This is a genomic window from Paenibacillus sp. SAFN-117 (assembly GCF_051966115.1).
Lineage (GTDB): Bacteria > Bacillota > Bacilli > Paenibacillales > NBRC-103111 > Paenibacillus_L > Paenibacillus_L residui.
Genome location: NZ_JBQCLK010000019.1, coordinates 79,677 through 91,972 on the forward strand (window position 1 = coordinate 79,677; position 12,296 = coordinate 91,972).

The window sequence follows — 12,296 nt, forward strand, 5'->3', positions numbered from 1 at the left end:
TCATTTCCCGCCAAATACGGAAAATCTGCCAAACGGCCAAATTTACCTGCACATTCGCTCGTGTTTGGTCCAAAATAGCCCAAACCTTGGTAAAGACCTGCACTTCGCTCGTCTTTGGCCCAAAATAACCCAAACCTTGGTAAAGACCTGCACTTTTGCAGGCCTTTGCCGCTTCCCCCTCATTCTAAGGTCCTGTCCAATCTTTTTATGTTATAATGTGGAAAGTAGATCATACCTTATCTGGGGGAGCGTATGAGCAAACCGGCCGTATTTATAGGATCATCCAAGGAAGCGATTCCTATCGTTAATGCCGTCCAGGAGGAGCTGGAGCATTTCGCGGTTGTCACTCCGTGGCACCGGGGAGTCTTTCAAGTGAATCGCTATACGATGCAGGATTTGGAGCAGCAAATGCAAGAGAGTGATTTTGCCGTGTTTGTTTTTCATCCCGACGATGTCACCAACTTCCGCGGCAAGCTGTATTATACTACGAGGGATAACACGGTCTTTGAAATGGGGTTGTTCTGGAGCAAGCTGGGCAGAGAACGCGTCTTCTTCCTCGTCCCTAAAGATATTCCCGAGCAGGAGGACGGTGATGAATCACGGATTGAAGGCTTCCGAACGCCTTCCGATTTATTCGGCATGACCACTCTCACTTATCCCTTTCATTCACAGAATTGGAATGCCGCCGTCGGCGTAGCCTGCGGGAAAATCGGCGGAATCATCGAACGGCTCGGCTGCAAAGAGCCTGATCCGTTAGTGCTTCTTCGGGAATCCGAGGAGGAGAGGGACCGATTATTGAAAATCATCGGTTTTTTTGAAGAATTGAATGATAAGGCAGCCTTGGATACGGCGTTATATAATAAAATGTGCAGAGCCCTCCGGCTTTCCTTCTTGTCCAGCCCTTATACCGTGAGCGGAGCCGCCCTGTTCAAAGCGTTCGAGGACGTCATCCGGCAGGTCGGAAGCGACGGGGTAGGCCGGATCGGGCTGGAATATTCCCTTAATACCAACAAAGACAAGAAGCCCGGGGATGAAATTATCCACGTTGTGGACGTTCATACGAATGGAAATGTCACGTTCAGCCAGCGCAACCGCAAATCTGTTGTGAAGGAATACATCTTATGTTATCCTTTAGCTAAGAGATACGTCTTTACTATTCATCTTAGAGGAACCACTCAGGTTACACCCCGGCATTTTGAAGAAATCTGCTATCTCAATAAACCTTTGTTGGATTCAATCCATGATTTATTAGGAGGGGAATCAACATGAGCCATAAACCAAGGCAGGCATTCAGGAAATCTGCACTTAAGCCTTCCACGCTCAAGCATGACGAGGGAACCAAGATTGTCCTTGCACCTTCCTTAGACGGACACGATGAGATGTATACCGTCCTATTTGAGAAGAAAGCGGAATACGGAAAACCTATATACAAGTAAGATATCAAGCCGCATCCGCGAGGATGCGGTGTTTTACTACATAGGAAAGCTTTAAGTTCTGTACAGTGTAGGTGTGATGCAGAACAAACTTATTGGCATAAAAAGCTTCCGCTAATACCGGGTTACTCATCTTCGAGAGGGGCTTCCCGCAAAGTACCCGGAATAAGCTTCGAAGGTCATACGTCACTTGTGGGGTTTTTTCCAGGGCTCCGTTTGGAGCTTTTTTAATTTTTCCGGCGGAGGCAGCGATTTTTCTAGTAACCTTTTTCGGGACGTGCACTTTATCTGACAGGTCGGAGTGCCAGGGGAATCGGCGTAGGTGTCTAAATGGATTTCATCCAGTTAGTTTTACTCTTTTAGGGTGAAATTCGAAAACTAACTGGAAAACCTCCATCTATTTTCTATAAAAAGTGGCAAATTGGCTAAAATTCTCGATTCTAACTGTATATTTTCCACTTAGTTTAATCCTTTTCTACCATTCACTTTATTCTACCTGTATAAAATCCAGTTAGATCCAGCCCGATGGCTCCCCTCAACTCCCCTCATGCGAAAATGGAAAATATCGCTCCCATTAATCAGCCATAATTTGCATCAACGGGTGGTGCTGCGGGCGGCGTGAAGATCAATGTCGGTTACGGGCGGAATCGTCTCACCGCTCCCTGGGGAAGAGTGATCGGCTTCTGGTTAAGGGAGGCAAGCTCCTTCTATTCGCCACCGCTCTCTGGGGGAAAGTGATCGGCTTCTGGTTAAGGGGGGCAAGCCCCTTCTATACGCCACCGCTCCCTGGGGGAAAGCGATCGGCTTCTGGTTAAGGGGGGCAAGCTCCTTCTATACGCCACCGCTCCCCATCAGTTGACAGGTTATCTTCGTTTGTAGAAAATAAGGGTATCTGATGTAAAACTATTAACCGTTGGGAGTTTTCATACATGAATAGTAAATCAGGACGCCAATCGTTCCAGGAACGGTTGGACCGTATGGTGGGCAAGCTGCGGACGGACATATTGAGCGGCATTCGTCAGCCTGGAACCTATTTGCCTTCCGAGAGCGCGTTGGCCAAGCAGTTCCAATTAAGCAATAAATCGGTCCGCAGAGGGTTGGAGCAGCTTGTGGAAGAGGGCCTGATTGTCAAAATCGACCGGGTAGGCAGTATGGTGATGGAAACGGCGCGCGAGAGGATCAGAATTAATTTCGGCTGCAACTCCTCATTGACCAGCGACTTCATGCTGGACGAGCTGCTTGTGGAATTCCACCGGTTGAATCCCGGTATTCATGTTCGGCCCATCACCTTGAACCGGTTCGATCACGTTCAATCGGCAGGCGAGCTGATGGATAACGGGCTCCTCGATGTGGTTTCCTTCAACAGTCTGCAGTTTCAGGAAATGGTGGAGAGCGGGTTCGATTCATTGCTCGAGCCGCTGGAGAAGGACACGTCCCTTTATCCGATCGCCAATGAAGCCTTTATCCATCAAGACCAGCTGCTGGCCTACCCGATCTCCTTCTCGCCCGTGGTGCTCTGTTATAACCGGGCGCACTTCCGGGAAGCGGGCCTGCCTGAGCCTGACAGCTACTGGACGTGGGAGGATCTGATCGATGCCGCCGTTAAGCTGTCCGAGAAGCGGGGGAGGCATGCGATTTATTTCGTCCCCGCCTCGGAAAACCGCTATTCCGTCTTCCTGCTTCAAAGCGGGCTGGACTGCGCGGAAGAGGTCAAGGACGGGGAGTTGGCTGCCCAAACAGCGAACAGCCTCAGAATTTACAGCAAGCTGGTCAACAATCATACGATTTTTCCTAAATATTTGGCCGGAGATTACGAGGATGCGACCATCCCTTTGTTTGAGCAGGAGCAGGTCTCGATGATTCTGACCACTTACTTTAACCTGAACGAAATCAAGCATTTGCCGCTGGACTATGATTTGGCGCCTCTGCCGACCCTGAAGCACCGGGACCCCCAGAAGACGCTCATCATTACGATAGGAGCGGCCGTTGCCGCGAATTCGCGGGAGAAGGAAGCCGCCCGGAAATTAGTTGATTTCCTCATCTCTCCGGAAGCGCAGAGGTTAATAAGGGAAAGAACGGTCAGCATTCCCGCACGGAAAAGCATGGCCGAAATGAATGTCGACAACGATATCAACCGTCCTTCCCGCTACTTGATGTACCGGGAAATGTTTCCGACGTTTTACTATCACCGGGAGCTGGGCCTGCCCATTCATGCGTTGAAAAGCTTCCGGAAAAGCCTGAACGCCTATTGGTCCAATATGATTGATGAAGAAGAGCTGCATCGGGAATTGAGTAAGTGGATGAGGAAATCGAAGCAATTAATTTGACAGATGACGAAGCGATAGCGGTGAAGGAAGACCGCTATCGCTTCTTTTTTTTGCGCCGGGGACTTGGATGTTTTCGTTGACAACGCTTACTTATCAAAATATAATCAATGTAAATCAGTTGTATATCAGATATGGGATAATATTGCCCAAAAATAACGATTGTGGGAATCAAATTGGAATCAATATTTCTCTTTCTGTATACAACTTGCTGACTTTTTGAGTAGGGGAGGTGTTCTTCTCCAGACGTTGTGTCTGGTTTGAGAACGATTGATACGCTTCCTAGACGGCTGGAACCAGCCTGCTGCCGCTTAGAGCGGGGAGCGATGTCGTTGGTCGGGGAAGAGAAGGAACTGCCAATCAGGTAAGCGCTTTAAAACAGACCTAATGTATTTCTAATGTTTACTGATGTTTGTGTGAATTACCATCCACATAAGGATTAAGGGAGGTCAACAGATGAGCACCGGAAGAAGGAGCAAGAGCCATCTAAGTATTGCTGTCCTGTTAGTATTCGTACTTATATTATCCGCATGTTCGGGCGGCAAGGCTGAATCGGTTAAAGAAGAGACACCTAATCAGGGGAACAGCCAGGAAAACGCGAGCGAAAAAAGGGATGTAGGCGGACTTAAACTGCCGATAGCAGATAAGAAGCTGGAATTGTCCTTGTGGGCGCCAAGCGGTGGCAACTTCAGGGGGAAGGATTTTAACGAGAAGCTGTCCTTTCAGAAGATGGAGGAAAACACCAACATTCACATTCAGTTCCAGCACTCTACCGAAGCCAGTGCGGAAGCGTTCAGCCTGTTAATGTCCTCCGGCCAGCTTCCCGACATGATCTTCAATGAAGCATGGGACAGGGAAGCCGGCAAGTACGGTCAGAAGGGAGCCCTGCTTCCGTTGGAGGACCTGATCGACAAGCATGCTCCCAATATTAAGAGAATTCTGGACGAGAATCCGGAGATCCGCGGGCAGATCACTTCTCCGGACGGACATATCTTCTATCTTCCCAACCTCGTTCTGGATTCGGAGAATTTGACCCAGATGTTCCCGCAGGTAAGGAAGGACTGGATCGATAAGCTGGGGCTGAAGATGCCGGAAACGATCGATGATTGGTACGAAATGCTGAAGGCGTTCCGCGAGCAGGACCCTAACGGAAATGGCAAGCAGGATGAAATTCCGTTCGTCACCGTCAATCTCAACAATGTCATGATGACCTTCGCTCCGGCCTTCGGGGTGGAATTCGGATTCTTCGTCGAGGACGGCAAGGTGAAATACGGTCCGCATGACCCCCGCTTTAAGGAAGTCGTCGAATTCCTTAACAAGCTGTACAACGAGAAGCTGCTCGATCCCAACTATTTGGTGGATACCACCTTCCAGACCTTGACCGAGAAAGTCACCACCGATCTGGCAGGGGCCTGGTTCGGATGGTCCGGCTCCTATATGGGCAACTTCACCACTCTGATGGAAGGCAAGCATCCGACCTTTGAAATCGCTCCCGCACTGCCTCCCAAGGGGCCTCGCGGGGACCAAAGACACGTCTCCTTCCGTTGGCCTGCTGCCGGAGTGGGTCTGGCGGTTTCCTCCCAGACCAAGCATCCGGAGGAAGTGATCCGATGGCTCGATTATCAATACTCGGAGGAAGGCGTTCTTCTCAACAACTTCGGAGTAGAGGGGAAATCCTACGATTTGGTTAATGGGGAGCCCGTTTACAAGAAAGAGGTCACTCATCCGGAGGACGGATTGACCAACACCCAAGCGCTGCTGAATCATACGATCGGTGGAGGAACGTGGGCGACGATAGCGGATCCCCGCTATGCCGAGCAGATCCGTATAGCGAACGGCCAGACGGAAAATCCGCTTGAGCTCTACGGAAAGTATATCGATTTCGACGCCAAGCTGCCGCCCGTTCAATTCACTCCGCAGGAGAATGACGTGATCGTGCCGATGATGGCCGACATTGATACTTATGTGAACGAAACGATCAACGGGATCATTATGGGCCGGATTCCGGTGGACAGCTACGACAATGTCATCAGCCAACTGGAGAAAATGGGGATTACGAAGGTGCTGGAGCAGTATCAGTCGGCCTATGACCGGTTCAGAGGAAAATAAGACGAGAGTTGGCAACAGAGGCGCTCCCCGAATCCGGGGGGTCCTCCTCCTTCATTAAGAAGTACTGCCGGGAAAGGAGACCATCTTCATGGCATCACCGACGGAAGTGGAGAAAATCGGAAGCGCCAAGCCTGCAATGAGGAAAAAGCCGATGCTTAGCCGAATGAAGCCGCTGATTGCGAATCGATATTTATACCTGATGCTTCTTCCGGTTATCCTTTATTTCATTATTTTTGAATATAAACCGATGTATGGCGCCATCATCGCCTTTAAGGACTTCAATCCATATCAGGGAATATGGGACAGTCCGTGGGCGGGATTTAAGCATTTTCAGCGCTTTTTTGAAAGCTATTATTTTTGGCGTCTGTTGAAAAATACGTTCTTGATGAGCTTCTATTCCCTAATCGTTATATTTCCGGCCTCAATCACTTTTGCTTTACTGCTAAATGAAATCCGAATCAAAGCGTTCAAATCGGTGGTACAGACGATTTCCTATCTGCCGCACTTCATATCGCTAATCGTCATATGCGGAATGATTATCGATTTTACCAAGCCGGACGGGATTATTAACGGGATGCTCCAGGCGATCGGTGTCATTCAGGAGCCCATTCAGTTCCTGATTCTTCCCGAATGGTTCCGGACGATTTATGTCGGCTCCGGTTTGTGGCAGAGCGTGGGCTGGAACTCGATCATTTATCTGGCGGCTCTGTCCGGCATCAATCCGAGCTTGTATGAAGCGGCCGTCGTGGATGGCGCGGGGCGCTGGAAGCAATTGATTCATATTACGATTCCGGGCATTATGCCTACCGTGCTGATCCTGCTGATTCTGAATGTGGGAACGCTGTTGAATGTCGGCTGGGACAAAATCATTCTGCTGTACAACCCGGCCACCTACGATACGGCGGATGTCATTTCCACCTTTGTCTACCGGAGAGGGATCATGGAGGCGGACTACAGCTTCTCGGCGGCCGTCGGACTTTTTAACTCCGTCATCAATTTTTCACTGTTAGTGATCGCCAATCGCATCAGCAGAAAAACGACCGAGAGCAGTTTATGGTGAGGGGGCATTCCATTGGTTGTTAAAAAAAGCTGGGGAGAAAAGTTGTTTGACGGTTTTAATCTGCTGTTTTTGCTTTTGTGCTCCATTTTATTTCTATATCCGATGTGGTATGTGCTGGTCTCCTCTTTCAGCGATGCATACGCGATCGCTTCGGGCCAGGTCAAGCTGCTGCCTGTAGGCTTCAATCTGAATGCTTACAAGCTGGTGTTCTCCGATCAAAATATATGGTCTTCTTACGGAAATACCATTTTCTATGTGGTTGTTGGAACGATCATTAACCTGATTATGACCACTCTGGGCGCATACCCGTTATCCAGAAGAAATTTACACGGAAGAAATTTCGTGATGGCTTTTATCGTATTTACGATGTTTTTCAGCGGGGGGCTTATTCCGGCTTACCTCAATATTCGTGAATTGGGCTTGTTCGACACTCGCTGGGCCTTGATTCTGCCCGGGGCGGTCAATGCCTTTAACCTGATCGTCATGAGAACCTTCTTCCAGTCCATTCCGGACAGCTTGATCGAATCGGCGAAGATAGACGGAGCGCATGATTTCAAAGTACTGTGGAAAATTGTTCTCCCGCTGTCGATGCCCGTGCTGGCGGTGATGACGCTGTTCTATGCGGTAGGACATTGGAACAGCTGGTTCTCGGCCATGATTTACTTGCAGGACCGATCTTTATTTCCGCTTCAGCTCATTCTCAGGGAGATTCTCATTCAGTCATCGGCCCAGAACATGCTGACCAATGCGACGCAGGATGAGGTCCACCGCATAAGTGAATCGATTAAATACGCCACCATCATTGTGGCCACCGTGCCTATCCTGATGATCTATCCTTTCCTGCAAAGATATTTCGTCAAGGGAGTGATGATCGGGGCGCTCAAGGAATAGATCGAGAATTTCCGTAAAAATGACGGCAGTGAACCTGTATTTATTTGCATTTTCAGGCATAGTCTTGTCCCGAAGGAACTTTTTCAACAGTCTGATTAGATTTAACTCAAATCCGATAAAGACTCGTGCAGGTAGCTTTTCGTCCAGAAAAGGAAAGGGGAGAACCACATGAAAGCTGTTGTATCACACGAAGGAAGCATCCGCATGGCAGACGTTCCCGATCCGTTGCTGGAAGAAGGGTTCGTGCTGGTTCAGACGGAATATTCAGCAATCAGTCCGGGAACGGAGCTGATGATGAACGGGCATAATTACGCTGCACCTACCATATTAGGCTATAGTGCGTCGGGAGTTGTCCGGAAGGTCGGGAAGGATGCCCGCTTGGAGGTCGGACAGAGAGTCGCCTGTTATGGAGCCCCCTATGTCAAGCATGCGGAATGGCTGGCGGTTCCCAAGCATTTGGCCGTTCCGGTTCCCGATTCCGTCACCCTCAAGGAAGCCTCTACGGTCGGCTTGGGTGCTATTGCGGTGCATGCGCTTAGACAAGCATCTCTCCAGTTTGGAGAAAGCGTGCTCTTGATCGGCGCGGGAATCCTCGGACAACTGACGGCCCAGATTGCCCGGGCGGCCGGATATCGCGTCATTGTTCACGATCTGCTGGAGGCTCGTTGCCGGAAGGCGGAGGAACTGGGCATCCGGCATGTATGCCGGAGTGCGGAGGAAGTCGAGAAGACGATAGGCTTGCTTACAGACGGCCAAGGCGTCGATGCGGTGCTTCTCTGTGCCGGAGGCAAGACCGGCGAACTGATGGATCAGTCGCTGGAGTGGATCCGGGATCGCGGCAAGGTGCTGGTGGTGGGCGACTTGAAGATGGATTTCTCCCGCGAGCGGCTGTTTGCCAAGGAGGCTCAGGTGCTCATCTCTCGTGCGGGAGGGCCGGGGCGTTATGACCCGCTGTATGAAAAGGGGGGCTTGGATTACCCGATCGGCTACGTTCGTTGGACGGAAGGCAGGAACATGGCGGAATATATTCGTCTTATGGCTGAAGGAGATATCCGGGTAGAGCCGCTGATTACGGATGTTTATCCGATCGAACAATGCTCGGCCGCTTTTCGGCGGTATGCCGAGGCACCCCACGATATACTGGGCGCAGTGCTGGAGTATCCGGCGGCCGCTCAACAGGAAGGCGGCAAGGAAGAAGCGTCAGCCGGCGGGAAGAGATGACGGTGATTAGGCTTGGGGTACACCGCGACAAGTACCTGCAATTGTGACGGGACTGTCTGGAAGAGCTTCTAAAGCTGATAAAGCTACTAAATCTACTAAAGCAAATAAAGCTTATAACGCTCCAAAGGCTTCTAAAGCGCCTAAAGCTCCTGGAGCATTATGAGGTACCTAAAGCACCAAAAGCACCAAAAGCACCAAAAGCACCAAAAGCACCAAAAGCACCAAAAGCACCTGTAGCAGTACCTAAAGTGCCTAAAGCACCAAAAGCACCTGTAGCAGTACCTAAAGTGCCTAAAGCATGAGGTACCCTTGTAAAGCTCGTCGCTCAAAGTGTCCAAAGCGCCCATAGCTCCAAAAGACCAGCGATAATGCAGGTCTTCAGATGGATTTTAGTAAAAATCGGCCAGAGACAAACAAATATGCAGGTCTTTTTCGCCATTTTGCTGATTTTCCGTTTTTTGCGGTGAAAGACCTGCAGTTTTGCTCGTCTTTTCCGGGATTGATCGAATTCGGGCAAAAAGACGGTCTTTAAGGCATTGCGCCAGCGGCGGTCTCGGGGAACCGGATTTTACATGACTAGAGCGATGGAAGCCTAAGAATGTGCCGGTACGGTACGATAATACGAACAAATATTGTGAACTACCGCCACGCCCTGGTTAAAAAAAATTTAGGATGAATGGAGAGGAACAAGCGGTGATCCAGTTGAAAACCGAAGCCAGTCAGGCATTGTACGAAGAAGCAAACCTTTATACGCCGGGGGGAGTCCACACCTCCATCCGCAATGTGGAGCCCCACCTGGTCTTCACCAGAGCCGAAGGGGCCTACATTTATGATGCGGACGGCAATAAATATATCGATTATCAGGCGGCTTTCGGGCCGTATATCCTCGGCCATAACCACCCGTATGTTAACGGGAAGGTTATGGAGGCGCTGCAGAGAACCGATCTGTTCGGCAACGGAACGACAGACCTGGAGATTGAGCTTGCCAAGAAAATTTGCAAGCATGTGCCCTCCGCCGAGCAGGTGCTGTTCTGCAATTCCGGCTCAGAGGCGACCTACCATGCGATCCGCCTTGCCCGGGCGGTAACCGGTCGGCCCAAGCTGATCAAGTTCCAGGGCTGCTATCACGGCTGGCATGACTATGTAGCCAGAAATATGTTAAGCGCCTGGGATATGGTCGGCAAGCGGGATCCGGGTTCGGCCGGAATGCTTGAGGAAGCGCTGGACAATACGCTGATCTGCACCTACAACGATCTGGCGGATGTTGAGCAGACGCTGCAGCGGGAAGAGGGCAGCGTGGCGGCCATTATCGTCGAGCCGATTCCTCATAACATTGGCTGCATCCTGCCGCGCGAAGGCTTCCTGGCGGGATTGAAGAAGCTGTGCGAAGCCCACGGCGCGCTGCTTATTTTCGATGAAGTCATTACCGGCTTCAGGCATGATATCGGCGGCTTCCAGAAGGTGGCCGGGGTTACTCCGGATTTGACAACGATGGGCAAGGCGATGGCCAACGGTTTTCCGATCGCCGCTGTCGCCGGCAAGCGAAAGTATATGGAACGCTTCAACACGAAGCCGGGCGGAGACGTATGGTTCGCCGGAACTTATAACGGTCATGCGGTTGGGACTGCAGCGGCGATAGCTACTATTGAGCTGATGGAGCAGGAGCCGGTTCATGAGACTATTTTCAGGCTGGGCGATCATGTCCGCTCGGAAATTAGAGGCATTCTGGACCGCTTGGGCATCCAGGGTGTGGTCAGCGGCTTCGGCTCGGTATGGACCACTTACTTCATGGATTTCGAGCCCAAGCATTACGCAGAGCTGCAGCATAACGATGCCGAGTTCTATGTTGCTTACCGCAAGAAATTGATGGAGAAAGGCATTTTCAAGCTGCCGATGAATCTGAAACGCAATCATATCAGCTACAGTCATACGCAAGCGGACATCGACTATACATTGGAAATGATCGAGACCGTGCTGAAAGAATTGAAATCTTCTTACAAGCAAGGAACGGAGGCCGGAAAAGCATGAAAATCACGGACGTCAAAACTTATATTGTCGGAAACGAATGGAAGAACTGGGTCTTCACTCAGGTAGAAACAGACGAGGGCATCACCGGGCTCGGAGAAGCGACATTGAACGGATTTGCCAAAACGACGGAAGCGGCTATTCATGAATTGAAGCGTTTTGTTATTGGCAAGGACCCTTTCGACGTAGAGCAGCATTCCCTGAAGCTGTTCCGGGATTTCTATTCCGACGGAGGCCAAATTCATGGGGCGGCACTGTCCGGCATCGAGTATGCTTGCTGGGATATTATGGGCAAGGCACTGAATGTTCCGGTCTACAAGCTGCTGGGGGGCAAATGCCACGAGCGGCTTCGCGTATACGCCAATGGCTGGTACCGTACGGCTCGCACCCCCGAAGGCTTCTACGAACAGGCGAAGAAGGTGGTGGCCAAAGGCTACACCGCCCTGAAATTCGACCCGTTCGGTTCGGCGTGGAGAGTCGTCGACCGCAAAGATTTTCAGCTTGCTCTGGAAATCATCGCGGCCGTACGCGAAGCGGTAGGGCCGCATACCGATATTTTGATCGAAGGCCATAACCGGTTTAGCGTGCATACTGCGCTCCAGTTCGCCGATGCGATGAAGAAATACGAGCCGACCTGGTTCGAAGCGCCGGTTCCTCCGCAGAAAATTTCGTCCATGGTGGAAGTGGCCAAGCGCAGCCCGGTTCCGATTGCTTGCGGAGAGGATTACTACTGCCGGGAGCAGTTCTCCGAGCTGCTGGCGCATAATGCCGTGCATATCATCCAACTGGAGCCCCAGTATTTAGGCATTACAGCCGCCAAGCAAATCTGTGCCATGACGCATGCGAATAACGGCGTAATTGCACCTCACAGCGCGCAAGGTCCGCTATGCTCCCTGGTTTGCGCTCATTTGAATACGGCGACGCCGAACTTTTTTATCCATGAAATCTTCGACGACTTCAATAGCGACTGGACGCAGCAGATCATCAGCCATCCGGTAGAAGTGAAGGACGGCTATATCGAGCTGAGCGATCGACCGGGCTGGGGAGCGGAGCTGAATATCGAGCTGGCGGAGCAGCATCCGTATAATCCGGGTCATTTTCTGCCGTTGTTCAGGGATGGTTGGGAGAAAAGATTGGCTGTACCGGAAGAAGCTTAAAATACCGGCTGATTAAGAGAATTTGCCTAGCTTCTTCAAATTGGAAAAGCCTAAGAGAAGCCGGAATGGAGAGGAG

General features: G+C 50.8%; 10 protein-coding genes. All 10 read left to right on the forward strand.

Features of this window, described 5'->3' with window-relative positions; genetic code table 11:
- Positions 1-252: 252 nt before the first annotated feature.
- The 10 genes from ACTHRH_RS14000 to ACTHRH_RS14045 all read left to right on the forward strand — a co-directional run bounded on the left by ACTHRH_RS14000 (position 253) and on the right by ACTHRH_RS14045 (position 12,220).
- Entirely contained in the window at positions 253-1,269 is a 1,017-nt protein-coding gene (locus ACTHRH_RS14000) for a TIR domain-containing protein (protein ID WP_440416090.1), read from the forward strand.
- Positions 1,266-1,436 (forward strand): hypothetical protein, encoded by a 171-nt coding sequence (locus ACTHRH_RS14005; RefSeq protein WP_186328446.1) that lies wholly within the window; start codon positions 1,266-1,268, stop codon positions 1,434-1,436. Before ACTHRH_RS14000 ends, ACTHRH_RS14005 begins: the two co-directional genes overlap by 4 nt.
- Positions 1,437-2,362: 926 nt before the next feature.
- Positions 2,363-3,760: an extracellular solute-binding protein gene (locus ACTHRH_RS14010; protein WP_440416093.1), complete on the forward strand. Its 1,398-nt coding sequence runs from the start codon at positions 2,363-2,365 to the stop codon at positions 3,758-3,760.
- 453 nt (positions 3,761-4,213) lie between these two features.
- Positions 4,214-5,866 (forward strand): extracellular solute-binding protein, encoded by a 1,653-nt coding sequence (locus tag ACTHRH_RS14015; RefSeq protein ID WP_440416095.1) that lies wholly within the window; start codon positions 4,214-4,216, stop codon positions 5,864-5,866.
- 88 nt (positions 5,867-5,954) lie between these two features.
- Complete coding sequence (locus tag ACTHRH_RS14020) at positions 5,955-6,926, forward strand: ABC transporter permease (protein ID WP_440416097.1); 972 nt, start codon at positions 5,955-5,957, stop codon at positions 6,924-6,926.
- Positions 6,927-6,938: 12 nt separating this feature from the next.
- Positions 6,939-7,817: a carbohydrate ABC transporter permease gene (locus ACTHRH_RS14025; RefSeq protein ID WP_379287818.1), complete on the forward strand. Its 879-nt coding sequence runs from the start codon at positions 6,939-6,941 to the stop codon at positions 7,815-7,817.
- Positions 7,818-7,985: 168 nt separating this feature from the next.
- Positions 7,986-9,038: a zinc-dependent alcohol dehydrogenase gene (locus ACTHRH_RS14030; protein WP_379287817.1), complete on the forward strand. Its 1,053-nt coding sequence runs from the start codon at positions 7,986-7,988 to the stop codon at positions 9,036-9,038.
- A 382-nt stretch (positions 9,039-9,420) separates the two neighbouring features.
- Entirely contained in the window at positions 9,421-9,570 is a 150-nt protein-coding gene (locus ACTHRH_RS14035) for a hypothetical protein (RefSeq protein ID WP_440416100.1), read from the forward strand.
- A 161-nt stretch (positions 9,571-9,731) separates the two neighbouring features.
- Entirely contained in the window at positions 9,732-11,066 is a 1,335-nt protein-coding gene (locus ACTHRH_RS14040) for an aspartate aminotransferase family protein (RefSeq protein WP_440416102.1), read from the forward strand.
- Entirely contained in the window at positions 11,063-12,220 is a 1,158-nt protein-coding gene (locus ACTHRH_RS14045; protein WP_440416104.1) for a mandelate racemase/muconate lactonizing enzyme family protein, read from the forward strand. The genes ACTHRH_RS14040 and ACTHRH_RS14045 overlap by 4 nt, the downstream gene beginning before the upstream one ends.
- The last annotated feature ends 76 nt before the right edge of the window (positions 12,221-12,296 follow it).